The organism is Caballeronia sp. SL1002 (assembly GCF_057814995.1).
The window spans coordinates 1,261,002-1,285,268 of sequence record NZ_JBYMUW010000002.1; the positions used below are offsets into that span (position 1 = coordinate 1,261,002).

General features: G+C 64.1%; 19 protein-coding genes. 4 read left to right on the forward strand and 15 right to left on the reverse strand.

Features of this window, described 5'->3' with window-relative positions:
- Positions 1-596 precede the first annotated feature (596 nt).
- The gene (locus tag AC3D25_RS08495; protein WP_488887976.1) at positions 597-815 is read left to right on the forward strand and encodes a hypothetical protein; all 219 of its coding nucleotides are present in this window, start codon (positions 597-599) and stop codon (positions 813-815) included.
- A gap of 307 nt (positions 816-1,122) precedes the next feature.
- On the opposite strand, the gene pelG is transcribed toward AC3D25_RS08495, so the two are convergent.
- From pelG to AC3D25_RS08535, 8 genes are all read right to left on the reverse strand, one after another.
- Positions 1,123-2,493 (reverse strand): exopolysaccharide Pel transporter PelG, encoded by a 1,371-nt coding sequence (gene pelG / locus AC3D25_RS08500; protein WP_488887977.1) that lies wholly within the window; start codon positions 2,491-2,493, stop codon positions 1,123-1,125.
- Positions 2,494-2,529: 36 nt separating this feature from the next.
- Complete coding sequence (gene pelF, locus AC3D25_RS08505) at positions 2,530-4,089, reverse strand: GT4 family glycosyltransferase PelF (protein ID WP_488887978.1); 1,560 nt, start codon at positions 4,087-4,089, stop codon at positions 2,530-2,532.
- On the reverse strand, positions 4,086-5,114 hold the full coding sequence (locus AC3D25_RS08510) for a tetratricopeptide repeat protein (RefSeq protein WP_488889642.1): 1,029 nt from the start codon (positions 5,112-5,114) through the stop codon (positions 4,086-4,088). The genes pelF and AC3D25_RS08510 overlap by 4 nt, the downstream gene beginning before the upstream one ends.
- Positions 5,115-5,151: 37 nt before the next feature.
- The gene (locus AC3D25_RS08515) at positions 5,152-6,648 is read right to left on the reverse strand and encodes a PelD GGDEF domain-containing protein (protein ID WP_488887979.1); all 1,497 of its coding nucleotides are present in this window, start codon (positions 6,646-6,648) and stop codon (positions 5,152-5,154) included.
- Between the two features lie 45 nt (positions 6,649-6,693).
- Positions 6,694-7,245 carry a penicillin-binding protein activator LpoB gene (locus AC3D25_RS08520; protein ID WP_488887980.1) on the reverse strand — a complete coding sequence of 184 codons (552 nt, stop codon included), beginning with the start codon at positions 7,243-7,245 and terminating at the stop codon, positions 6,694-6,696.
- Between the two features lie 108 nt (positions 7,246-7,353).
- Entirely contained in the window at positions 7,354-11,364 is a 4,011-nt protein-coding gene (locus AC3D25_RS08525; RefSeq protein ID WP_488887981.1) for a tetratricopeptide repeat protein, read from the reverse strand.
- Positions 11,339-14,359 carry a bifunctional glycoside hydrolase/polysaccharide deacetylase family protein gene (locus AC3D25_RS08530; protein ID WP_488887982.1) on the reverse strand — a complete coding sequence of 1,007 codons (3,021 nt, stop codon included), beginning with the start codon at positions 14,357-14,359 and terminating at the stop codon, positions 11,339-11,341. The genes AC3D25_RS08525 and AC3D25_RS08530 overlap by 26 nt, the downstream gene beginning before the upstream one ends.
- A gap of 163 nt (positions 14,360-14,522) precedes the next feature.
- Positions 14,523-14,804 (reverse strand): hypothetical protein, encoded by a 282-nt coding sequence (locus AC3D25_RS08535; RefSeq protein WP_488887983.1) that lies wholly within the window; start codon positions 14,802-14,804, stop codon positions 14,523-14,525.
- 283 nt (positions 14,805-15,087) lie between these two features.
- On the opposite strand from AC3D25_RS08535, the gene AC3D25_RS08540 reads away from it, so the two are divergent.
- From AC3D25_RS08540 to AC3D25_RS08550, 3 genes are all read left to right on the forward strand, one after another.
- Positions 15,088-15,387: a PsiF family protein gene (locus AC3D25_RS08540; RefSeq protein ID WP_488889643.1), complete on the forward strand. Its 300-nt coding sequence runs from the start codon at positions 15,088-15,090 to the stop codon at positions 15,385-15,387.
- Between the two features lie 235 nt (positions 15,388-15,622).
- The gene (locus AC3D25_RS08545) at positions 15,623-16,138 is read left to right on the forward strand and encodes a hypothetical protein (protein WP_488887984.1); all 516 of its coding nucleotides are present in this window, start codon (positions 15,623-15,625) and stop codon (positions 16,136-16,138) included.
- A 399-nt stretch (positions 16,139-16,537) separates the two neighbouring features.
- Positions 16,538-17,128, forward strand: coding sequence for a BPSL1445 family SYLF domain-containing lipoprotein (locus tag AC3D25_RS08550; protein WP_488889644.1), 591 nt, complete (start codon positions 16,538-16,540; stop codon positions 17,126-17,128).
- Positions 17,129-17,258: 130 nt separating this feature from the next.
- Here the strand turns inward: AC3D25_RS08550 and AC3D25_RS08555 are convergent, their stop codons facing one another.
- The 7 genes from AC3D25_RS08555 to AC3D25_RS08585 form a co-directional block, all read right to left on the reverse strand.
- Positions 17,259-18,326 carry a glycosyltransferase family 4 protein gene (locus tag AC3D25_RS08555; RefSeq protein WP_488887985.1) on the reverse strand — a complete coding sequence of 356 codons (1,068 nt, stop codon included), beginning with the start codon at positions 18,324-18,326 and terminating at the stop codon, positions 17,259-17,261.
- Between the two features lie 295 nt (positions 18,327-18,621).
- Positions 18,622-20,010 carry an alpha,alpha-trehalose-phosphate synthase (UDP-forming) gene (gene otsA, locus AC3D25_RS08560; RefSeq protein WP_488887986.1) on the reverse strand — a complete coding sequence of 463 codons (1,389 nt, stop codon included), beginning with the start codon at positions 20,008-20,010 and terminating at the stop codon, positions 18,622-18,624.
- A gap of 141 nt (positions 20,011-20,151) precedes the next feature.
- A complete protein-coding gene (locus tag AC3D25_RS08565) occupies positions 20,152-21,384 on the reverse strand; it encodes a mechanosensitive ion channel family protein (RefSeq protein ID WP_488887987.1) in 1,233 nt (410 codons plus the stop codon).
- A 218-nt stretch (positions 21,385-21,602) separates the two neighbouring features.
- Complete coding sequence (locus AC3D25_RS08570; protein WP_488887988.1) at positions 21,603-21,959, reverse strand: Rap1a/Tai family immunity protein; 357 nt, start codon at positions 21,957-21,959, stop codon at positions 21,603-21,605.
- A gap of 186 nt (positions 21,960-22,145) precedes the next feature.
- Positions 22,146-22,868 (reverse strand): ankyrin repeat domain-containing protein, encoded by a 723-nt coding sequence (locus AC3D25_RS08575; RefSeq protein WP_488887989.1) that lies wholly within the window; start codon positions 22,866-22,868, stop codon positions 22,146-22,148.
- A 72-nt stretch (positions 22,869-22,940) separates the two neighbouring features.
- The gene (locus AC3D25_RS08580) at positions 22,941-23,729 is read right to left on the reverse strand and encodes a TatD family hydrolase (protein ID WP_488887990.1); all 789 of its coding nucleotides are present in this window, start codon (positions 23,727-23,729) and stop codon (positions 22,941-22,943) included.
- A 13-nt stretch (positions 23,730-23,742) separates the two neighbouring features.
- On the reverse strand, positions 23,743-24,267 hold the full coding sequence (locus AC3D25_RS08585; RefSeq protein WP_488887991.1) for a GNAT family N-acetyltransferase: 525 nt from the start codon (positions 24,265-24,267) through the stop codon (positions 23,743-23,745).

Sequence of the window (24,267 nt, forward strand, 5' to 3'; positions counted from 1 at the left end):
ACTCGGTTGATTTGCTGGCGCTGTTGGCTTCTGTTTGCTTGTGCTTCCTGGGAACTTGCTTTCGTGTAGGTCTATTAGCACGCCGCTATGCGCGGCAGCAGTCACTTTCTTTGCTGCTGCAAAGAAAGTAACCAAAGAAAGCAGCTTATCCGTCTAAGTGTCCACCACGAACCGTATCCGGGAGTGGCGCGCAAGCTGATTCGGCCATCGCACCACACTACAGAGTGGAACCGCTCATTCATCCCGGCAGGCACAAAGTGCCTGCCAGCACGGCAATATTAAAAACCTAACGGCAACACGAATGCCACTTTCACTGCTAATGCCACGGCCAATGCCACTGCCAATGCCAATGCCACTGCCACTACCACTACCACTGCCGTTGCCGTTGCCAATACCAACGTCAATGCCAATGCCAATGCCAATGCCAATGCCAGTTCGAGGCCATGGAGGAAACGGAAGCCGCGGTTTTTGAGTGGGCCCGTCGTCCGAGCGCAGCGAGGATGGAACTGACGGGAGCTGTGCCAATCCGAACGAACGCGAGTTAGCCTAATCAGCTTGCGCGCCTATCCGCGAGGTTATGTGTGGTGGACACTTAGATGGATAAGCTGCTTTCTTTGGTTACTTTCTTTGCAGCAGCAAAGAAAGTGACTGCTGCCGCGCATAGCGGCGTGCTAATAGACCTACACGAAATTAAGTTCCCAGAAAGCTTCCGAACATCAAACGGTGTAACCCGCCCACCCTCAAGCCGCCCCACGGCGCCAAATCCCGTGCTGCTTTCTTTGGTTACTTTCTTTGCAGCTAGCCAAAGAAAGTGACTGCTGCCGCGCATAGCGGCGTGCAAATAGACCGACACGAAAGCAAGTTCACAAAAAAGCGCCCGAGCATCAAACGGCTTACCCCGCCCACCCTGAAGCCGACCCACGGCGCCGAACTCGTGCTGCTTTCTTTGCTTACTTTCTTTGCAGCTAGCCAAAGAAAGTGACTCCTGCCGCGCATGGCGGCGTGCTAATAAACCTACACGAAAGCAGGTTCCCGAAAAGCGCAAGCAAACAAAAGCAATGGGTGCCAGCAAAGCCAAAGCCCGTAAAGTACCCAAACCAAACCCCAAGCGCCAGCGACCCCTCACTGCAGCATAAAAGTCTCATACTCCAGCGTCTCAAGCTTCCGATCGAGCCAAGCCAGGCTCAGCAACACCACAACGAGCAGCGACCCGGCAAACCCATACCCGTACCACCCGGGATTAAGCGCCAGCGTCACCCCCGTAAAGACCACGTTGAGCACAACAAACAGCCCGACTAAAGCAAGTACGACCCGCCGCTTATCGAGATAGAAGAACACGTTGATCACGCCCATGAACATCACCTGCAAACTCGCGGCGATCACATCCACATAAAGCAGCGGCAAATAAAGCGGCGAAATGCGCAGCCACTGCAGCAACGCCGTGCCGATGGCGAACAAAAGCAGCGCGGCCGTCGCCTGGACCTTGATGATCTCGTAGAGCCCGTTGCGCAACGACTCCACCATCGCGTTGCGCATCCGCTCGATGTGCTGCAGCGACGCGCCCTCCCGCACCGCGCCATAGAAAGCGTCGTAATACTCGACAAAATCCGTCTCGATACGCATCAGGAACACCGCCATGCCGGGAATGATCGCGAGATAGGAGAGGAACACGGGAATGTCGTAGATGATCGAGGCGCGCAGCGGCCCGATCACCGCCTGGCCCGTGCCCGGCGCATACCAGAACATGAACTTGTCGATCCAGATGCCCAGGTTGTACAGCAGGCCGGTCGCCATCAACGTCGGATAGCGGTAACGCTTCATGAACAGCTCGAACGACATGAAGCGGCTGCCGGTGTAATCGCGGTAGATGAGCGTGAGCAGTCCCGCCAGCAACACCGTCTGCCCGCCGACGAACCCGCCGAGCAGTCCCGTCAGGCCGAAGCCGTTAAGCGCGATCGCCGCGCCCGTCGTCAGCCCGTAGCCTAAGAAAAACACCCACAGGATCGACATGTACTGCTTCATGCCGGACAGGAAAATGGTCGCGAGCCAGATGTTGCTCATCACGACGAAACCGCCAAGCATCAGCAGCCGATACGCCGCGCTCTGCGCCGGAAACAGCAGCACGACCGCGAGTCCGCCCAGAAGCGCCGCCACCGCCGAGATCACGAGCGCCGCGCCGTGGAAGTTGGGCAGCACGAGATCGGCGCGCTTCTCGAAAAGCCGGTCGGATGTGAAGCGCGTATACGCCAGTTGCAGCGGACCGGTCAGCACGAGACTGAGCGAAATCAGATACGTCACCGACACCTGGAACTGCGTGATGAGCGCGGTCGGCAGCACGAACGGCAGACTGAAAATCCCGATCAGCAAAATCCCGACGATCGACAGAATCCACGGCCCCGCGCTGATCAGGCCCGCGTAGGCGTAGGCCTGCATCATCCCGGTGAGGGTGTCGCGCTTGAGCATCTTGCGCAGTTCGAAGCCGATTCCGGCCATGCCCGTTCCTCGATTACTGAAAGTAAAGTGGCGCCGTCAAGCCGCCGAATCCGGCTCCGCGATCAGCCGCGTGTAAAGCGAGCGATACGCGCCGATCATCATGTCCTGCGTATAAAAGCGCTCCACCCGCGCGATCCCCGCTGCCTGCGCGGCGCGCCAGTTGTCCTCCTGAAGCAGATCGAGCGCGGCGTCGGCGAGCGCGCGCGGATCGGCGATCTGCACCACCCGGCCCGCCGCGCCGAGCGCCGCGTCCTCGCCCGGCAACCCGTAGATCAACTGACGGCACGAGCCGACGTCGGTCGTGACCGACGGCACGCCCGCCGCGAACCCTTCGAGCACGACGAGCGGCAGCGCCTCCGAAATCGAACTGAGGATCAGCACGCCGCATTTCGGCAGCAGTTCGTCGATTTTCTGAAAGCCCAGGAATTTCACCTTGTCGGCGAGGCCCAGGCTCTCCACCAGACTCCGGCATTCGTTCGCGTAGCCTTCGTCCTCATCCTCGGGACCGGCGATCCACGCTTCGGCGTCCGGTTCCTGGCGCGTCACCGTGAGCATCGCGCGGATGAAGGTCTTGATGTCCTTGATCGGCACCACGCGGCCGATCAGGCAAAGCGTCTTCGGCACCTTCGCCGCGCGCTGGGCACGAAGCGGCGCGAGGCGCGGCAGGTTCACGCCATTCGGGATATTCGCGGTGCGCGCGGCGTTCGCGCCGTCGTCCACTTGCCGCAGCCGGTTGCCCTCGTAGAGCGCGATGATGTCGGCGGCGGCGTCGTAACACACGCGCCCGAGCGTCTCGAAAAAACGCACCCAGAGGTCGCGGAAATAACCGACCTGCGAGACGTCGCGCTCGAAAATGCTGCGGTTATCGCGAATCCACTGGCTCTGGAACAAGTCGATCTTGCGTTCCTTCGTATAGATGCCGTGCTCCGACACGAGCAGCGGCCGGCCCGTGCGGTAATGTGCAAGCGCGCCGAGAAAGCCCGCGTAACCGGTGGACACGGTGTGATAGACGCCCGCCATCGGCAAACTTTCCGCGATCCGCGCGAGTTGCCAGAGCGGCTTGTGCATGATCCGCACGGTCCAGAAATAATCGACGAACGACGGGTCGGTGCAGCGCGCCCGATATTGCTCGGTGATCGTGTTCCACGCTTCGCGCGAGTACAGAAATTCGCCTTCGGAGAGCTTGCCGCCGGGCGCGAGGTCTTTCAGCATGCCTTTGAGCATCTGCCCGGCCGCCTCGCGCATGGCGGGGTTGCGCAGCGCGTCGTGCAGTTCGGCGGACTGGCCGAACGCCGCCGCATCGCCGCGTCCGCCTTCCACACGCGGCGGCGGCGGGAAATCGTAGAGAAAATGGTTTTCCTGATGCACGACGTTGTCCGGCAGCGCGAACGAGAGCTTCGGATAATCCTGCGGCCGGCTGCCGAGAAAGCACAGCGCGAACGTGAGATCCGGAAACGCGCGGATCATCTGGTTCACCCAGCTCGACACGCCGCCGCTCACGTAGGGAAACGTGCCTTCCAGCAGAAGGACGACGTCCGCTTTCGACGCTTTCAGCAGGTTCGTATCGAGCGCGGGCCAGGTGGCGGTGGTATTCATGTCGGTCGATTCACGTTCAGGATTGGCGGCTCGGGCGAAGCGGCGGGCGTCCAGTAGCCAAGCACCGGCTTCATCACGGGCAGCGTGGCGGACAGGCTCATCTGCGCGAGCAGCGCGCGCACGCGATCGTAATCGCCTCGCAGATACGCCGCTTCGGCCAGATACGGCAGCATGCGGTCGCGGGCAAAACCGCACTCGATCGCGCGGGCGAGCATGTGATCGGCGTCGTCGAGCGCGCCCCGGTCCAGCGCGAGCCGACCGCGCATGCGCCAGAGCGCGGCGTCGTCCGGCCGGATGGCGAGCGCGGCGGCGGCGTAGCCGTCGGCTTGATCGGCGGCGTTACGGTAGACGTCGCCCTGCACGAGATGCGCGTAGATCAGTTCGCCGTAGAGCGCGGCGAGCGCCTTGCCCGCGCGATAACGCTCGTCGGGATCGGTCGCGTTCGCGAGTTTCGGGCGCTCGGCGAGAATCTTCTGCGTGAGCGCCTTTTCCTGACTATCGAGCATGCCGTAGGCGAGCAGCCGGATATCGTCGAGCGGATCGGCCAGCATGCCGCGCAAGAGCGGGCTGATGGTATGCGCGGGCATCGACTGCATCGCGAGCAGCGCGGTCATGCGCAGCGAGGTAGCGGCCTCCGCGTTCTGCAATTCGGCCTTCAGCCGCGCGCCGCGCCCGTAGGAAACGTGCGGGATCAGATGCGTCGCGAATTCGGGTTCTTCCACGTATTCCACGCCGCGCGCTTCGATTCGTCTCGGCAACGCGAGCGCCAGCGCCATCGCCGCGACGCTCGCGAGGACGCCGCCCACCGGCACCGCGAAATTGAACACCCACAGATAGAACCACGCGCCCGTCGCGGGCATCCGGTAGCGGCGCGGCAGCACGCGCCACGACGCGAAGGCGATCAGCGCGGCGGCGACCGCCTGAACACCGAGGCAGCGCAGCAGCAACGCCGTTTGCGGTCCGTCGCCGGCGGCGAGCGCGAATACGCTCGCTTGCAGCACGACGCCCGCGAGCGCGGCGACCATCGCCAGCATCGCGCTCAAGCGTCCGGAACGGCGCGTTTCAGGCGTGGGCATGGCACAGCCTCAAGAACCCGCGCAACGCATCGACCGGCTCGGCGCGTCCGACCCGGATCGAATACGTGCCAATGTGCGCCGCCTCGAAGTCGATCCCGAACTGCGCGCGCAGGTTATCTTCGATACGCAGCAGATAGCCGTCCACCGCGCCTTCGCCGGAGAGCGGCATCAGCGTGACGACGATCCGTTCCGCGTCGGTGCGCACCGGCCACTGCACGTCGAGCGAGCGGCGCGAGCGCAGCACGTGATCGTAGAGCGAGGCGCTCCGCTCGCTCGAATCGAACACCAGCCCGACCAGCGACGACTCGATCTTCGTATCCTGATAAAGCCGCACGAGCCGCGCGTAGTCGAGCGCGAAGTCGTAGGGACAGCGCGGAAACGCGTCGATCACCGCGCGCGTGATGCCCGCGTGGCGCACGCCGTCGGCGTAGTAGCCACACAGCACGACCAGAAACTGGAGATTGTCGCGGGTCAGCGCGAGAAACGGCATGCGCTCGACCACCAGCAGCGCGACGCGCTCGCCGCCCGCATCGAGCAAGGGCGCGACGACCTGATAGCGCGTGCGCAACTCGCTCGCGCTCTCCACCGATTGCGGATGCGCGAGCACGAGCTTGTCGAGCGCATCGAGCACGAGCGGGTCCTGCGGGTCCCATTCGAACGGCGCGCCGACGGTCGCCGTCGGCGTCGGCACAACGCCCTCGTCGCGCCATTCGTAGAGCGCCGCCGCCTCGATCTGGCACGCCTGCGCGGCCGTTTCCAGAAAGCGCGCCGCGCCTTTGAGACGGCCGGGATCGTCGTCGGACAGGGCGAGACCGCGCAGCCGGCCGAGCGAATCGCGCAGCGTCGCGGGCTTTGCGAGCAGATCCTGTTCTAGGCGTTCATGCGACAGCCGCAGCAGGAACTGGTTTTTGGTGAGGATCGAGAGGCGTTCGGCGAGGTAATCGTTGGCGACCCGCGCCTGCCGCTGGCGGCCGATCCAGATATCGCCGAATTGCCCGGCGATCAGCGTCGTGATGAAACCGCCGAAGAAAAAGCCCGTCGGAAACGGCACGTAGCCCGGCGCGCCGACGCCCGCGTGCAGTCCCTGACGCGCCGAAAGATGCCAGGCGAACGCGGCCAACAGCCCGCTCGCGATGCCCGCGATCGTGCCGTAACGGAGCGCCAGCACCATCGGCACGAGCCAGATCCAGCCGAAACCGGTGTGGACGAGCAGCGGATCGGCGGGATCGAGGAACCGGCAGAGCGCGAGCATCGCAAGCGTCGCGCCGATCACCTCCGCCGCCACGTAGATCCCCCGCCGCCGCGTGATGCGCGACGGCGCGAACACGCGCGCCCACAGCAGTTCGCGGCCCGCGCCCTGCCCGCTCTGCTCGCGGCGGCGCGCCTGCATGCGCTTCATGTCCTGCTTCAGGTCGCGCTTGATCTCGCGGCTTGCGGCGCTACCGTCGCTTCCATCGCGTGCTTGATCCGTATCGTCAGCCACCGCGCGTCTCCGGAATCTGCAGGGTTTGAAGATTCGATGAAGCGTTCATCGCGTGGCGGCGAGCGGCGCGAGCAACTGCTTTTCCAGCTTCTGCGCGACGCCGGACAGCGCGTCGCGGCTCCAGCCGGTGCGGCTGCCCGCGCCGCTCCAGATCACCTTGCCGCTTTCCACGTCGATCACGTCGAAGGTCAGCCCGACCGCCGGTTCGCCGTCCACGCCGACCTTGTAGCGCCACTCCGTCACCGAACCCGTCAACGCGTAACGGATTTTCTGGGCGCGGGCCCAGTCGAGCGCCTTTTGCTGCGCGTCGGCGCGTGCGGGATCGAAGAGGTTTTCCTCGTCGCCGGACGCCGGATAGCGCGTGAGCTGCGTGAAGCCGCCCGAACTCAAGAGACTCTGTGCAATCGAGGTCGCCCGCAAGCCCGCCTGCGGCGTTTCGGTCAGATTGGCGATCGGCAGCACGGTCCAGCTAGCGTCCGTCGACGACGCCACGGCGGGCGCGCTGCTGCGATCGACCACCGCGCACGCGCCGAGCGAGAGCGCCAGCGCGATCAGGGCGGCGCGATGGCCGAGATTGGATTTCAACGCGTTTTCCATGAGATTTCTCCGCTTGATGCGTGTTACTTGTTATCCGCTTTCTTTCCGTTACTTCAGGCGCGAAGGCGATTTTCGGAACTGCGGGCGAAACGGTTTCAGCGAGGTTTTTTAGTAAAGCCATCGGTAGCGCACGCCGTATTCGGTGAACGGCTGCGAGCGCCCGGACGAGACGCCCGCGTGCTCGTAATACACCGCCGCCTGATCGTTGCCGAACACGCTGCCCGCCAGCCCGACGCGCACCTGCGCGGTCCAGCCCTGATTCGAATCGTGCAGCGGTCCCGCCGCGAAAAACGGCCGCCAGCCGCGCCGGGGGTCGCCGTCCTCGATTTCATCGCCGACCGAGAAAAGCAGGCCGGCCTGCGTAAAGCTCTGCGGCATGAACTGCGCCGCCGTGAACGCCGACCCCGCCGGCAAGAGCTGCCGCAACTGTCCGCCCGGCGTGCCCGACGCGCTGTATTGACCGTGCGTGAACACGGCGCGCACGGTGTAATCGGGATACTCCGAGCGAATCTTGTAGCCCGCGTTGAAGTCGTAGACCATGCCCGTGCCGAGAAACGACTTGTCCTGTCCGTAGAAACGGTCGTACTCGATCCGTCCGCCGACAAACACATGCGGATCGAGCCGGTAGTTGAATCCGGCGCTCGCCAGGTTCTTCATCCCGCCGACCATCAACTGGCTCGTCTCGGTCGCCATCTGATGCACGCCGAACGCGTAGCTGAAATTCAGCGGATGCGTGTCGAGCACCGTGCCGTCGATCCGGAACGTCGTGAAGTCGTCGAGCGCGTCGCGACGGCCGAGCGTCATCTTTTCGGTCTCGTTCAGGCCGAGATGCCGGTAGGTTAGATCGAGCTGGCGGTCGTGTTGCGGGACGCCGGGGAGCGAATCGTCGCCGTGCTGGTTGCGCTCGGCGTAATCGAGGATGAGCGATTGCGTCGGCGAGAGACGCAATCCGCCGCCGAGCGCGCTTTCGGTGAAACGCAGGCCGCCCTGATCGACGACACGAAAGCGCGGCGTCAGCGATTGCGCATTGCGAAGCAACTGCTCGCGCAGGATCGTGTTGACGATTTCGTCGTCGGGGAGCGCGAGTTGCTGCTCGTAGGCATGCGTTTGCAGCGGGCCGTAACGCCCGGTGACGGCTTCCGCGTCGAGCCGGTTCTGGCGCGGCACCCAATCGGATTCGGTATCGAGCAGACGCTCGATCGTCACCGTGTCGTGTTCGGCGAGCGCAAGCGTGATGTCGGCATAGACCGGCCGCGTCGACCGGTCGATGTACTGGCGCAGCAGCCACACGCGCTCCAGATCGTAGGCGTCGTGCGATTGCGCCCAGCCGAGCGCCGCCTCTTTCGCGACCGCCGAATACACGCGCTCGCGCCGCGCCAGTTCAGCCGATTTTGTCGCCGGAAGCAGCGCGGCCGTCTCTTTCGGGCCGGGCAGCGCGAGCCGGGCTTCGGGCGCGCCGGGTTTCTCGTCCTCGCGCAGCATCTGGACGAGCACCGCACGCGATGCATCGCCGCCCTGGAACAGATCGGTCAAGCCGACCATCCGCGCGCGCAGGTCCGCGCGCTGTTCGTCGGTGAGATCCGGCGCGCGGCCGCTCGCGCGCAACGCCGCCTGCCGACGCCACACGGCGTTGCGCACCTGCCACGCTTCGTCGGCGCGGTTGTTCAGTTCGAGCGCGTCCGCGTAGCCGAGCGCCCACAGCGGGTCGTCGCGACGCAGACGATCGGCCGCCTGGCGATGCATCATGTGCAGCGCGCCGCGTCCGTCGCCCAGACGCATATAGGCCGCCGCGAACGGTCCCCAGAGCGCGCCGTCGTCCTCCGCCGCGCGCGCGTAACGTTTCAGCGCCGCGCGCAATTCGGCGTCGCTGCCGCGTTCGACGAGCGCCCACATCAGCGCGGCGCGCGCCTCGGCGTTGTCCGGCGCGAGCGCGAGCGCCGCGCGCACATCGGCGAGCGCGCCTGCCGGATCGCCCTTGTCGCGCCGGTACTGGCCGCGCGCGAGCAGGAATTCGGGCCGCTTCTCGGCCTGCGCGCGCTGCGCCGGCGTGAGCGATCCGAGCAACGCGTCGATCCGGCCATCCGCATGCGCGCGCGTGTAGTGGTAGAGCGCGAGTTCCAGCAGGCGCTCGCGGCCGGTCTGCCGGTAGCCGAATTCGGCGAGACGTCCGGCGTCGAGCGGTGTGTCGTCGTAGAGCGAGACAAGCGCGGCCATGTCGTCGGGTGTCGCCTGCCCGCTCGCGAGCAACTGTCCGTAACCTTCCTTGGCGGCGTCCTCGTGCTGGCCTATCGCGCCGATCATCGCGTAGAGACGCCAGAAGTCGGCGTCAGCGGGCTTGGCCGCCGAGCGTGCGCGAGCCAGCACGTCGAGCGCACGGCTGAAATCCGTGCGGACGTAATACATGATCCCGAGCTTGAACGCGTAAGCCGGGTTCGGGCCGAACTCGCGGTTCAGACGCGTATAGGTTGCGAGCGCGAGGTCGTCGTCGCCCTTGCGTTCGGCGAGCGCCGCGTAGCGTTCCAGCACGGCTCGCGCGACCGGGCCGCGCGCGCGGGCATCGAGAAAGCGCAGCGCGCCGTCGGGGTCGCCCTGGAGTTCGTAGGCGGTCACGACCTGATCGATACGTTTTAAGTCGCCCGGGCGCGCGTCGCTCTCGAAAATCGATGCGGCCAGCATCGCGGTCGCGTCGTTGAGCGCGGGCGCGAGGCGCTCGACCTGCTGCCAGCTTCGTGCGTCGCCGCGCTGCTGCGCGAGCGCCAGATAGTTGCGCAACGCGACGTCGGGCGCGTGATTCCACTCGGCGACCTGCGCGAGGCGCTCGCGCCAGAGCGCCGAGGACGGATCGTGATCGACGGCGCTTTGCGCGACGCGCTGCGCATTTGCCACGTTGCCATTAGCGAGGAACACCTTGAAGGCGAGTTCGTAGTCGTCGGCGTCGAAGGTGGCGAGCGGTTCGGAGGTGGCCGGGGCGTTTGATGGCGTGCTCGATGGCGTGCTCGATGGCGTGCTCGCTGGCGCTTTGGGGGATTGCGCCGTGGCGTGCGGCGTCGATGCCGCGGCCGGAAAATCGGCGGGCGTCATGGCGGGCGACGTCGCGAGCGGCTTGCGCGGCGGTTGGGCCGTGGCTCCCATGACAGGCGCGGACCCGTACTGCGCCGCGATCCGCATGACACGCGGCGCGTTGCTATTCCCGCCACGAAATGCTGCCGCCCGATAGCCGTCCGCGTAGGCATAACGCAAATCGTCCGGCAGCGGGCCGCGCCGCGACATGTTGAGCAACCGCCGTGCATAACGATCCGCCAGATCCGGCCGTCCAGCAGCCAATGCCAGCCGCGCCAGATAGCGCAACGTTTCGCGGTCGCGTCCGAGCGGGCCGATATGCGCGTCGGCCGCCTGCAATGCTTCGTTCAACCGGTTCCCCGCTTGCAGCGCCTGCAGTCCGCTCAGGAAGAGACGGCGCTGATCGTCGAGCGTGTTTGCCTTCGCCTGTGCCGCAAAAAACGCGTTCGACGCGCGCACATAGTCGCCGCTGCCGAGCCATAACTTCGCGCCCTGCGCGAGCCATTCGCCCGCGCGCGCGGGCTCGGCGGCGGCGAGCCGTTCGTAATAACGCCCGGCGAGCGCGGTGTCGTCGAGTGCCCGCGCCTTCGCCGCGAGCTTTTCGAGATCGCCCGGCTCCCATGGCCGCTCGACCGCCTGCTTGAGCAGCCGGTCGAGCGCCGCAAGCTGCGCGGGCCGCGCCGGATCGGCCGGGGCGAGCGCATAGGCGCGGCTCTCCGCCAGTTCTATCCGCACGATCAGCGCGTGCGCCTGCGCCTGCGGCTCATGCGACTCCGCGAGCCGGGTCAGGGTCTTTTCCGCCTCGCCGATCCGCTGCGCCTTCAGATATTGCCGCGTGAGTTCGGTCAGCACTTCCGGGTTGTCCGGCTCGATCCGCAGCCAGGCTTCCAGATACGCGATCGTCAGCGCGTCGATCCGGTCGCCGCCGAGCAGCCGCTCCTGCAGACGTTCGCGCGGAAAAGCCAGCACGAGCATCAGCGCGACCAGCAGCCCGAAAGCCGCGATCACGAAGGGCGAAAAGAGCCGCTGGCGGTCAGGCTGAGCAGGCGACATCGACATGGACCGTTACGGTTGCGGCATTGGGCGGATTGCCCGCGAGGCCGGCGCGCGGGCCGCCCGGCCGGTACGCAGCGCGGCCTTGCATCATCGCGGCGCTGAGCGGACGCCCGTTCACGGCGACGCGGCACGCGCCCGCATGCGCCAATGAGAACTCCGGCGCGACGTGCGACGTGAGATCGAAGGAGAAACCAGCTGGCGTGCGCGCGAAACGGTCGATCGTCCCGTTTGCGTCCGCGAGATACGGCAGCGCGGCACGGCTCGCCGACGCTTGATCGACGACACGAAAGCGCGCTTCCCCGCCCGTCAGATGCACATAAACACCACCCGGCCCCGCGAGATAACCCGCGACGCCTTCCGCGCTCTTCATCTCCGGCGCGCGGCCTTCGGGCAGACGCACCGTGCGCAGATGCCCGCCGCCCCGAATGCGCCAGAATCCGCCGTCTTCGCGCGTCACGGTCATGCTTTCGAAATCGAGCACTTTCTGCGCATATTCCGAGACGAAAACCGGATTGAGCGGCTGCGTCAGCAAGGCCGCATAGACCTTCTCCAGCGCCTGCACCGACGCGTATTTGGTGCCCGTGAACATGTGGTAGTACACGTCGACCGGTTTGAAACGGATCGGCGTTTCGGTCATCGCGAAGGTTTCGAGCACGCGCGTATAGCCGTAGAACGGCCCTTGCCAGAGCTGTGTATAAAGCTCCTCGTTCTGGTTCGGCGCGAACACCTGATAGTGACCGTCCTTCATCACGCCGAGCGGCGCGATGGCGGCCCAGCTCGGGTAGCTTTTCGTGATTAGCGTGTCGCCGCCGTTCATGTTGTAGACGCCCGCCTGATCGGCTGCCGCGACCACGCTGCCTGGCACCTGACAGTCGCCGCTCCAGAGCAGCACTTTCACGCGTTTGGCGGGCGGCGCGAGTGTATCGATATAGCGGATCGATCCCGCGATCTCGCGGTCCGTGTCGTAGCGATAACCGGGAATATCGATCGACAGCCCGTTGTAGTTCGCGCGGCTGCCGCCTTCGGTGGAACCGCTGTCGTCGTTGACGCGGCCGAGGCCGGTCACGCGCATCCATTGCAGCGGATGCGTGTAGGTGTGGCTCGCCATTTCCACGTTCGGCAACGCGAACAACTCACGCGCGATTTGCCGCAGGCGCGGCGCGAACGCGCGGTACGGGCCGGCGTCGGAAATTTCGCCTTCGATCACCGAAACGGTGGTCGGCAAGCCGAACTTGCGCAGCACGCCGTAAAGCGCGTCGCCGGAATATTGCACCGTGCCGGACGTCCGCATCGGCTCGCCGCCCACCGGATATTCCGCCGCCGACGCGAGACCGTCGCCGTCGATATGCGTCATGAACAGCCGCCGGCCGTTCTCGGTCGTGGTGTCGGGCGCGGGCAGGTCGTCGGGCAGCCGCAGCGCGGCCTTGAAAAAGCGCAGCGGCTGCACGACCCAGCGCGCCTGATTCACGATCGACATGTCGAACACCGCGAACGGGCGCAACGCGTAGCCGCCCCACGGCGTGATCGCGGCGGCGTCGATCGTGGTGTCGCTGCCCGCCTCTGCCGAGCGCAGACGCAGCAGCGAATGACTCGACGCGCCGACGCGGATATTGGTCGTGTCGAGCGGGTCCGGCTGCGGCTTCATTTCGAAGCCCATCAAGGCCGAATCCATCGATTCGATCTGCAAACGCTTGATCGGCGGACCGGAAACGAGGCTCAAGTCCAGCTTGGCCGCGAGCGCTTCGTCGAGCGGCACGCCGAAGCTCGTCAGCACGGCAACGTGCATGCCGCTGTCCACCTGACGCTCGAACCATGCGCGATACGCGCTCGCGTTCGACGGCGGCCCGTTCAGCCAGACGACGATGCCCGCGTACCGGTCGGCGAGCGGCCCGTCCGGCAGCGGCTTGGCGGTATCGGCGAATTCCACGCGATAGCCGAGATAATTGAGCGGCATCGCGACGAAGCGCACGCCGGGTGTGACGTTGAGGTTCGTGCCTGGATCGACGTTCTGGACCACCAGAATCGTGCGCGCGCCGAGGCCCGTTGCCGCGCTCTTTGCGCTGGCTGGCGTCGCGGCACTCGGCGGCGATCCGTCGGCGCCGACGCCCACCGTCGATATCGCCCCGTCCGTCACATACGGAATCAGCCCGTCCGAGCGGATTTTTGCGACGGTTTCAACGGCGCAAGCGCGATCGGCGGTATCGCAATAATCGATCGCAAGCACCGGCAGGCGATACTTCTCGCGCACCGTCTTCGCCTGACCGAGCAGCCAGTCGCGATCGGCCTGCGGCACCTCGGTGTATTTTTTCTGCGCCTGATTCCAGCCGCGATACAGCGACTCGAACGCCACCGCGTAGACGAGGTCGTGCGTCTGCGGCAACAGTTCGAAGCCGCGATTGAAGATCAGCTTCGCTTCCGGATAACGCGCCTTGATCGCGCGGATCACCCTGACGAGACCGGCTTGCTGGCGCGCGCGCTGTTCGTCGGTCCTGGCGGCAAGCTGGTAGGAATCGAGCGTGTCGAGAAAGAATCCGCGATAACCCTTCGCCCACAACGGCGCAATCACGTTCTGAACGTAAAACTGCGGCCAGCCATCGGCGGACTGATCGATCACATGCGATTCCCACGCCGCGTTCGCGCCGCTGATCCATGACTTCGGCATCGCCGCGAAGTACGAGCGATGCGCCGTGACTTCGCCCACGCTCACATAGGCGAACCATTTCGACGGCTCGGCCTGCGCACGCGGATCGAATCCGCTATCCGGTTCGACGACGACCGTATCGAAACTCGAAAACTCGGCGGCCGGCACCTTCGCGCCGTAGAACAGCGCGATCGACGGCGCGCGCGCCGCTTGCGGCTGGGCGAACGCGCAGCACGAACACACCAGCGCCAGCGTTCCCGCAAACCAGGCGAGCGCGCGCGCAAACAGGCGTCGCGCGCCGGCGGCGTCTTTCGGCCGGATGCGGAAACGCTGCGTGAGATGCACGAATCGACGCATCACGCGCTCAACGCGAATCGCACGACTAGGCCGCTTTGCCGAAGCGTCTCGCCCACGTCGCGCAACGGCGACGCCAGTAAATTCGAGATAGCGGTTGAAGCGCAATCGGCCGTCGGAGAAAGTTCTCGCACTTTATTAAGACAAATAGGGGACAGTGTCCGCTTTATAACCCATCTACGGATTCCCCTTCAATCTTCTTATCGATTATTTGGCGCGCGTAGTCGATTCCTGCGCGAACCGCGTCGATCGGACTGGCGAACGGTTCCTGATCTGGCACGCCGAACATTTCCGACTTGCCGCTTTCACCGGCCGCACTGCGCGAGATGTTCACGACGATGTCGAAATGGCGCGGGCCGTCGTCGGGATCGTCGCGATCCTTGGCCCGGCGTAACGCCTGCACGTTGATTTCAAACCCTTTGTAGTGGTCGGACAGCGGTGCGGACATCAGCGGCTCCTGGAATTGGATGAAACGCTTGCTCTGGTTTTGTCCCGCTTAACACGTGCAAACAGGTGCAAGACACATACCTGTTGTAATAATTGGTATGAATTAAACGGGCGACGACGCATGCCGCCTATCCCGATTTCCCCGCACGCCACGCCAGTCATATTGGCCTTTGCCATAATGCGCGGGACGCATCGAATCCGCGTCCGTGGTGATCGATGTCCTCGTCGTCCGATAAAAATCGTCATTCAGTCCAAGGGAGCGTTCCATGTTCATCCAGATTCGTATGCAATCCACCGCCGTCGTCACCGCGTTCGCCATCGCGCTGTGCGGCGCGCTTGCCGCGCCCGCCTTCGCCGCGAACAGCCAGCAGTCGAAAATGAGCACCTGCAACACGCAAGCCGGCGGCAAGAAAGGCGACGAGCGCAAGGCGTTCATGAGCAACTGCTTGTCGTCCGCACCCGTAGCCGCCTCCGCACCGATGACGCAGCAGCAAAAAATGACGGCGTGCAACAAGTCCGCGACCGGCAAGAAAGGCGATGAACGTTCGGCCTACATGAAGAGCTGTCTCAGCAACAAGGGCTAAACATCCGCGTTCCCGCCATACACCGCCGCGTACATAAACGCGGCGGCGCGGCGGATCGCCGCATCGAGGGGCGCGTCTTATTGCACTGCACCCAAGCTCGTGATACGCGCCGCGCCCGTTTTCTCCTAAGATGGCGCGGAGGCGGCCCACTCCTCACCTTGCGCTCAAAAACACAATTCGCCATCGGGCTGCCCCTTTACCGGTTTGCAGCATTGCATCGGACGGAGGCAGCAGGATGGCATGGAGACATAAAAACCGCTGGTTCAGGCGGTGGCTGGTGTTGATCGTATTCTGGTTCGTGCCCGTGATGATCGTCGCGGTGAACGAGATTCGCGAGGAGATGGCCTACAACACCGTCGATCGCGACCGGATGCTCGCCACCTGGCAATTCACCGACGCCCAGCGCGCCGCGGGAGCCGCCGCGCGTTGTCACGGCGACGCCGACGAAGCCCGCAGCGCGGGTTGTCCCGCCGACGTTATGACCGCGAACGCCGCACTGCATCAAAACGCCATCGACGAGTTCGCGGTGCGCCGCAGCACCCTCTTCGCTTACCTCTGGCATGCGTTCGTCGGCTATTGGGTCGTGCCTGCCGTATTCGTCTTTTGCGTCGGCGCGGTCCTAGGCGGAATCCGCCGCGCGCTGCGCCGGCCTGGCGGAACCGGCCGGCCCGCCGCTACGGAAACGCCTTCGTCCGCGCCACCGCAGGCGTCCTCGGCTGAGCGCGCCCGGACCGGGAACGCTGATTGCTAACCGTCGATGCAGCGTGTGCAGGACGAAAACGTCGAATTTCTGTTGAGGAAGGGCTAGTCCGCGCGACTTTTCGACCGGCGATCCTGACCCGCCTTTCGCTTTTCCGACCCGGCACGATGGGGGAAAGACCGGTAATCGACGGTCCGTCGCCACGAAATGCCGAAATCAGGCGAAGGGAGCTTTCAACGGCCGCCATCCGTTGTAAGCTAACAGGTCAGTTTTACCCGGTCGTTTTCGCGGGCGCTCGGCAGGAAGTTGCAAAAACCGGTTGAAAGCCAAGCGGGGCAAGGCTTCAGGCGGAGTTCGCAGACGCTGTTAAGGTTGCGTGTATGTTATACATTCGCATGCCGCACCTCCCGTTATATGGGGTTTCCCAAAAAACCACGATGGAGAAAAATGATGCAAAGACGAAACTTCATGCTCAAGTCGACCGCCGCACTCGCACTGGGAGGCCTCGCGCTTGCCGGCTGCACGACGACCTCGAACAGTGGTGAGCAGAAGACCGCAGGCGCGGCCGACGACCGCCACGCCATCGATTCTTCCGTCGACGCGACGATGCAGCGCCTCTACACGACCGTGCGCGGCTCGCGCGAACTGGTCGGCAAGGCGCGCGGCGTGCTCGTGTTCCCGGAAGTGCTGCAGGCGGGCTTTATCGTCGGTGCGCAGTACGGCAAGGGCGCGTTGCGCGTTGGCGGCGGCTCGGTCGGCTACTACAGCACGACGTCGGGTTCCGTCGGCCTGCAGGCTGGCGCGCAGTCCAAAGCCATCGTCTTCCTGTTCATGACGCAGGACGCGCTCGACAAGTTCCGCAATGCGGACGGCTGGTCGGTCGGCGGCGACGCATCGGTCGCGCTGATCAAGATGGGCGCGAACGGCGCGATCGACAGCAATACGGCAACGGCGCCGGTCGAAGTGTTCGTGCTGACGAACGCCGGCCTGATGGCCGATGTCTCGCTGGCAGGCACGAAGGTTTCGCGCCTGAAGATCTAAACATCCGACGCCGGCTTTCACTCGCCGGCCGAAGATAAAAAAACCGCCGTGCGGCACGAATCGAATTCGTGCCGCACGGCGGTTTTATCTTGTGCGGCGCATTTTTAGCGCCGCTGGACGGTGCAGCGGCTCAGGTCGTCGCGCGATCGATCAGCTTGAGACGCGAGCGCCGTTGTGCCCGGCATACGGCCTGATACGCATCCACGTACTGCTGCGCCATCCGGTGCGACGTGAAACGCTCCTCGAAGCGCTGGCGAACTTTTGCGCGCGACAGCGTATGCAGACGGTTCACGGCCGCGACCGCGCCAATCTCGTCCTCGACGATAAACCCGGACACGCCCTCATCCAGCACTTCCGGCACCGAGCCGCGATTGAACGCGATCACCGGCGTTCCGCACGCCATCGCCTCGATCATCACGAGACCGAACGGCTCCGGCCAGTCGATCGGAAAGAGCAGCGCGTGCGCGCCGGAGAGAAAACCGGCCTTCTGGTCGTCGGCGATTTCGCCGATGAACTCCACGTACGGCAATTCCAGCAACGGCGCGATCTCACGCTCGAAGTACTCGCGATCGGCAGAATCCACCTTCGCGGCGATGCGGATCTTCATCCCGCAACGGCCCGCAATACGGATCGCGGTATCGACGCGTTTTTCGGGCGAAATACGGCCCAAAAACGCCAGATACTGCGGCTCGACCGGCTGCGGCGTGTAGAGCTTTTCCGGCAGGCCGTGATAGACGGTCGTCAGCCATTTCGCCTGCGGCAACGGATGACGCTGCGAATCCGAAATCGAGATAACGGGCGCCGTGTCGAACGTGTCGAACACCGGCTGTTGCTCCGGCAAATCTAGCCGGCCGTGCAGCGTCGTGACGAACGGCGTGTCCTGGCGGTTGAACAGCGAGAACGAGTAGTAATCCATGTGGAAATGCAGCACGTCGAACTCGTCGGCGCGTCGGCGGACCATTTCCATCAGCAACATATGCGGTGCAATCCGGTCACGGATAGCCGGGTCGAGCCGCAACGCGCGCGGCCAGACCGCTTCGAGCGTGGCGCGGGTCTGCGAGTCGCCGGTGGCGAACAGCGTCACATCGTGACCGAGATCGACGAGGGCTTCCGTGATGTACGACACGACGCGCTCGGTTCCGCCATAAAGCTTCGGCGGCACCGATTCGGTCAGGGGGGCAATCTGCGCAATTCTCATTCTTCCGTCTCCACTTGGCTGGTTCTCCGCCGCCCGCGCGCGCGCTTTGTACGCTTTCGTACGAGTGCGAGCGCGAAGCCGGGGCACCGGAGTATGACAGCGCGATGTAAGGCGAACAACGAGGATTAATCCCTGTCCGCGCGCGGCGCGCCGCTGGTATCCGCTAAATTGCGGATTCCGATACCCTCATTATTGGAGCACGCGCGCAAAATGTCGGTAAGTCTTGCATTTTTGGCACGCTGTTACATCCCCGAAACACTCCGTGCGCGCGTGGATACACGTTTGAAGCGCGTGCTTATTTGCGGCGCGCGACGCCGCGCAAGTCGGCCAGGAAATTGTCCCGCCAGACGCCCAGATCGTTCTTGCGCAGCGCGGCCATGTTGGTCTGATAGCGCTCGCGCCGCTCGGCGAGCGGCATCGACAACGCGCGCCCGAGCGCCTCGCTCATACCGACGATATCGTGCGGATTCACCATCAGCGCCCCGGTCAACTCAGCGGCCGCGCCCGCGAACTGCGAGAGCACGAGCACGCCCGGATCGTCGGGATTCTGCGCGGCCACATATTCCTTCGCGACCAGATTCATGCCGTCGCGCAACGGCGTGACGAGGCCGATCTGCGATTCGCGGAATAGCGACATCAGTTTCCAGCGGTCATAGCGCTGGTTGAGATAGCGGATCGGCGTGTAATCGAGACCCGAATAACGCCCGTTGATACGCCCCGCTTCGTATTCGAGATTCTGGCGAATCTGTTGATATGTATCGACATCCGAACGCGTCGGCGGCGCGATCTGCACGAGCGTCACGTTGCCGCGCCACTCCGGCGATTTTTCCAGGAAATGCTCGAAGGCCCGGAAACGCTCGACCAGTCCTTTCGAATAATCGAGCCGATCGACGCTCATGATCAGCTTGCGTCCTTCCAGACTCTGCTTCAAATCCATCACGTCCTGCCGCGCCTCGCCGCGCCGCGCCTGTTCCGCGATCTCGTCCGGAAACACGCCGATGCGGTACACGCCCGTCTTCAACTTGCGCCCGAACGCCTCGACTTGACCGTCCGGCGTCGCGGTTCCGCCTGCATGGCGCACGATGTAGTCGTGGAACGCGATCTGGTCGCCCTCGGTCTGGAACCCCACCACGTCGTAACAGCACAGCGACTTCACGAGCTCCGCGTGCGGCGGGATGTTGAGCAGAATTTGCGGCGACGGAAACGGGATGTGCAGGAAAAATCCCATGCGATTCGTGACGCCTTCCGAGCGCAGCGCTTCCGCGAACGGAATCAGATGATAGTCGTGTACCCAGATCACGTCGTCCGGTTCGAGCAGCTTGATCGCCTTGTGCGCGAGCCACGAATTCACCCGCCGATACCCCGCATATTCCTCGCGGTCGTACACGGCCAGATCGTTGCGATAGTGGAAAACCGGCCATAGCGTCGCGTTCGAAAAACCGCGGTAGTACTGGTCGTAATCTTTCTTCGGCAGGCCGACGGTCGCGAACGTCACCGCGCCGTCCTGTTCCAGCGTCGGTCCGGAATTGGCGACGCTTTCGCTCACGACATCGCCGCTCCAGCCGAACCAGACGCCGCCGCTATCCTTGAGCGCGCCGAACACGCCGACCGCGAGGCCGCCGGCCGAGCCTTTGGTTTCGGTTGGCGTAGCGACGCGGTTCGATACGACGATCAGGCGACTCATGGCATGTCCTCTTGAATTCGTTGATGCCGCGCGCGCGGTTTATCGGGTGTTTCGCGCGGCGCGGTCGATGCGGCTTTATTGAAATACCGCGGCTGCTATTTTCGACTGGCAAACGCGCGCGGGGTTTCAGCGGAATAACGCTTAGCGTTTCGCTGCTGCATTCGCCGCCGGGTCCGGCGCTGGCCCGCTGCGCTCGCCGCGGCTCGCGACCGGATCGGCTTCCGTTCGTGCCGCCGTGCTCGATGCAGTGCCGGGCGCGGCGCCCGTTCGATCGAGCGGCGGCGCGAAATCGACGTGATGCTTTTCGGTGACGAAATCCGCCCGCGTGCGCGGCAGAAAATGCGGATACGCGGTCTGCACGAAGCCCAGCAAACCTTCGCGCACGCGGCATCGCAAGTCCCAGTTCAGGCCCGAATCGAACGAACTGACGAGCACGCGCAGTTGCATCGACTGTTCGGTGGCGTCGGTCACCTGAAGGACCTGCACACGGCCGTCCCACTCCGGCGCGTGTTCCAGAATGCGCTGCAATTCCTCGCGCAGCGGCGCGAGCGGCATCCGGTAATCGACGAAGAAAAACACCGTGCCGATGATTTGCGAACTATTGCGCGTCCAGTTGGTGAACGGATTTTCTATAAACCATTGCAGCGGCACGATCAGCCGGCGTTGATCCCAGATCCGGATCGACACATATGTGCCCGTGATTTCTTCCACGCGGCCCCATTCGCCCTGAATTACGACGACATCGTCGAGACGGATCGGCTGGGACAACGCAATCTGCAAGCCCGCGATCAGATTGCCGAGCACCGGGCGCGCCGCGATACCGGCGACCAAGCCCGCCACGCCCGCCGACGCCAGCAAACTCGCGCCGATCTGGCGCACGGCCGGAAAGGTCATCAGCGCGCCGCCGAATCCGATGATGACGATCACCACCATCACCGAGCGCGCCAGCACGCGCGCCTGCGTGTGAACGCGGCGCGCGTGGAGATTGTTCTCGGTGTCGAGCGGATGCGCCTGCACGATCGCCTCGCCCACCGCGCCCGCCGAGCGCACCGCGAGAAACGTCAACGCGACGATCAGCGCCACTGTCAGCAGATCGCGCAAGGCGGTGGCGAACGGCAGCGTATCGGGCGCCTCGGCGAGCACGAAACCGAGCGCGAGGATCACGAGCAAGACGAGCGCGGGTTTATCGATATAGCGCAGGACCACGCTCATCAGCGGATACGGCCGCGCGATGCGTTGCAAAATGCGCGAGCCGACCCGATGCACGCCGATCGCGAACAGCACGCCGAGCACGGCGACGACCAGCGTTCCGGGCCAACTGTGCAACGGCGCTTCGGCGATGCGCAGGATGTCGTCGAGGGTAATGGAAGTCATGGGCGTCGGAGCCTGCCTGGTGAGAGGGTGGATACGACGAAGGACTACGTGGGTGGAGCGAGAAGCATGAGCGCGAGGCGCATGAGCGAACGCATGAGCGGACTATAAGCGGACGCATGAGCGGCTACATAAGCGGCCACCTCAAAACAAGCGGCCGGTCACGCGGACCGGCCTTCTTCACGTGCACGCGTGCGCACTGCTGCGCAGCGGCGGGCCGACTAGTTGCTGGCCTTGCAGGGAAACGCCTTGCCCAATCCCAGCGACACCATCGTGCTCGCATTGAAATTGGCTTTGTCCGGGTTATCGGCGACGTATTTGCGCACGGCGTCGGTCAGTTGCTGCGGCTTCACATCGGTCGGCAGACAAAAGTATTGTCCGACTTGCGGACCGGAGGTTCCCCCGATTGCTTCGATGGTGTTGTAAATGCCGTCGGCCGCGCCTTCGATATACGCCGAACACGCGTTGCGCGAAACCGTGTCCGTCTTGGTACAGAGCTTGTTCAGATCGTTTCCGGTGAACGCCGCCGCGCTGAGCGGCACGGCGAGGACACTGGCGAGAACGAAAACCCGCAGCATGGTGCTCCCTGTTTTTATATGTTGAGCGGCGGAATTCCGGCGCGCGAGTATCGGGGATGAGCGTTTTCCAACTTGCAGATTCGCGCTCCCCGGATCTCGTCACGCGGTTTTGCGCTTGCGAATAATCCTGTGTCCCTTCGACAATCCGTCAGTCACGCCGCCATTCCGGCGCGCCTGACGAATACGCTATTTTGCACCGTTTGCGCCGTTTTGCGGAGCGCTGGCGCCCTGGTTCATCGACTGCAGGCGTGCCGCGAGCCCTTCCGCGACGTCCTTTTCATTGTATTTCTGCGCGAAGTCCACCGCCGTCATACCGATCTGGTTCTTCACGCGCAAATCCGCGCCTTCGTCGAGGAGCAGTTTCACGGTCGAAAGATGCCCGCCGCGCGCCGCCATCATCAGCGGCGTCGTGCCATTGGGCGAACCCGCATCGACGTAAGCCGAATGGTCGATCAACACTTTCACGATGTCGTCGTGACCGTTGGTTGCCGCGTAGTGCAGCGGCGACCAGCCCTTCTTGTTCACCTCCGCGTCCTTCGCGATCAGCATGTTCACGAACTCGACGTCGCCGTTGAGCGCGGCCATCATCATGGCGTTTTCGCCCGCGGGATCGGTCTTTTCGAGGTCGATTTTCGGGTCGTCGGCGAGCAGCTTGCCGACTTTCTCCGACTTTTCCTTCGCGGCGATGATCAAGAGCGGCGTGCCCGTGTTATCGGCAAGATTCGGGTCCATGCCGTTTGCCAACTGCTTCTTGACTTCGGAAACGTCGTCGAATTTGACGGCCTTGATCATGGTGTCGGCGGGCGCGGCAAATGCCGGATGGATCGCGGCGAGCGCGAACACGAAGCCGGCAAAAAGGCCGCGCGCGTTGGCCGAGCGGAGCATCGGGGAAACGAAAAATGTGTTCATGTGACCTTTTGTGGGGCTAACTTTCTGATTATTAACGTATTTTTCGAGGCGCGACTAACCGTTTGCGGCGCGTCACGCCAGCGGCGGCGGGATCTTGAAGAGCCGGAAAAAGTTGGCCGTCGTCGCCGCCGCGAGCGCTTCGTCCGTCATGTCGCGCAATTGCGCGATAAAGCGTCCGACATGGCTCACGTACGCAGGTTCATTCGGCTTGCCGCGATACGGCACCGGCGCGAGGTAAGGCGAGTCCGTTTCGATCAAAAGCCGCTCGATCGGCACGCGCCGCGCGACGTCCTGCACGTCTTTCGCGCTCTTGAACGTCACGATGCCCGACAGCGAAATGTAAAAGTTCTGCGCTATCGCCGATTCCGCGATGTTCCACGGCTCGGTGAAACAATGCATCACGCCGCCGGTTTCGCCGGCGCGCTCCTCGGCCATGACCTTCAGCGTGTCCTCCGACGACGCCCGCGTATGGATGATGAGCGGCTTGCCCGTCGCGTGCGCCGCACGGATATGCGTGCGGAATCGCTCGCGCTGCCATTCCATATCGGCGATGCTGCGGCCTTCCAGACGGTAATAATCCAGCCCGGTTTCGCCGATCGCCACCACCTTCGGATGCGCCGCCAACTCGACCAATTCGGCCACGCTCGGCTCGCGCATGTGCTCGTGGTCCGGATGCACGCCGACCGACGCGTAGACGTTCTCGCACTTCTCCGCGATATCGAGCACCGACGGCAGGGTTTCCAGATCCACCGAGACGCACAGCGCGTGCGTCACGCGGTGCTCGCGCATGCGTTCGAGCACGTCCGGCAGCCGGTCGCCGAGACCTTCGAAATTGATGTGGCAATGCGAATCGACAAACATGGGCGGTTCCTGATCAATCTTTGAGCGGCGCGTCGATCCGTAAACCCAAGATCACGAGATCGCGCTCGACGCCATCGAGCACGGCGACGCGCGGCAACGTACCCCACGCCGAAAACCCGAAGCCCTGAAAAAGCCGCAGGCTCGGTTCATTGTGGCCGAAGATAAAACCGAGCACGGTGTCGATCCGCAGCGACGGCGCGCAATCCAGCGCCGCGCGCAGCAATTGTTTGCCGAGCCCTTTGCCGCGCGCGCGTTCATCGAGATAAATGCTGACTTCGGCCGTGCGCAAATAGGCCGGACGGCCGTAGAAATCGGAAAAACTCAGCCACGCGATCACTTCACCCGCCGAGTCGCCCTCACCCTCGACCACCCACAGCGGCCGCGCGGCCGGACCGTGCGCCTGAAACCACGCTTGACGGCTCTCGACCGTAACCGGTTCCAGATCGGCCGTCACACGGCGCGACGGCACCGTGGAGTTATAAATGGCGACGATTTGCGGAAGATCGTCGGGAGTGGCATCGCGGTACGTCAGGCTCAT

Coding starts and splice junctions, on each gene's coding strand:
- AC3D25_RS08535 (WP_488887983.1), bottom strand. CDS start 14,804: ATGTCCGCACCGCTGTCCGACCACTACAAAGGGTTTGAAATCAACGTG.
- AC3D25_RS08550 (WP_488889644.1), top strand. CDS start 16,538: ATGCAAAGACGAAACTTCATGCTCAAGTCGACCGCCGCACTCGCACTG.
- AC3D25_RS08510 (WP_488889642.1), bottom strand. CDS start 5,114: ATGGTCGCCGCGCTCGCGGGCGTCGTGCTGCAAGCGAGCGTATTCGCG.
- AC3D25_RS08495 (WP_488887976.1), top strand. CDS start 597: ATGGATAAGCTGCTTTCTTTGGTTACTTTCTTTGCAGCAGCAAAGAAA.
- AC3D25_RS08540 (WP_488889643.1), top strand. CDS start 15,088: ATGCAATCCACCGCCGTCGTCACCGCGTTCGCCATCGCGCTGTGCGGC.
- pelG (WP_488887977.1), bottom strand. CDS start 2,493: ATGGCCGGAATCGGCTTCGAACTGCGCAAGATGCTCAAGCGCGACACC.
- AC3D25_RS08525 (WP_488887981.1), bottom strand. CDS start 11,364: ATGTCGATGTCGCCTGCTCAGCCTGACCGCCAGCGGCTCTTTTCGCCC.
- AC3D25_RS08545 (WP_488887984.1), top strand. CDS start 15,623: ATGGCATGGAGACATAAAAACCGCTGGTTCAGGCGGTGGCTGGTGTTG.
- AC3D25_RS08585 (WP_488887991.1), bottom strand. CDS start 24,267: ATGAGCCTGACGTACCGCGATGCCACTCCCGACGATCTTCCGCAAATC.
- AC3D25_RS08555 (WP_488887985.1), bottom strand. CDS start 18,326: ATGAGAATTGCGCAGATTGCCCCCCTGACCGAATCGGTGCCGCCGAAG.
- AC3D25_RS08575 (WP_488887989.1), bottom strand. CDS start 22,868: ATGAACACATTTTTCGTTTCCCCGATGCTCCGCTCGGCCAACGCGCGC.
- pelF (WP_488887978.1), bottom strand. CDS start 4,089: ATGAATACCACCGCCACCTGGCCCGCGCTCGATACGAACCTGCTGAAA.
- AC3D25_RS08530 (WP_488887982.1), bottom strand. CDS start 14,359: ATGCGTCGATTCGTGCATCTCACGCAGCGTTTCCGCATCCGGCCGAAA.
- AC3D25_RS08570 (WP_488887988.1), bottom strand. CDS start 21,959: ATGCTGCGGGTTTTCGTTCTCGCCAGTGTCCTCGCCGTGCCGCTCAGC.
- otsA (WP_488887986.1), bottom strand. CDS start 20,010: ATGAGTCGCCTGATCGTCGTATCGAACCGCGTCGCTACGCCAACCGAA.
- AC3D25_RS08565 (WP_488887987.1), bottom strand. CDS start 21,384: ATGACTTCCATTACCCTCGACGACATCCTGCGCATCGCCGAAGCGCCG.
- AC3D25_RS08580 (WP_488887990.1), bottom strand. CDS start 23,729: ATGTTTGTCGATTCGCATTGCCACATCAATTTCGAAGGTCTCGGCGAC.
- AC3D25_RS08520 (WP_488887980.1), bottom strand. CDS start 7,245: ATGGAAAACGCGTTGAAATCCAATCTCGGCCATCGCGCCGCCCTGATC.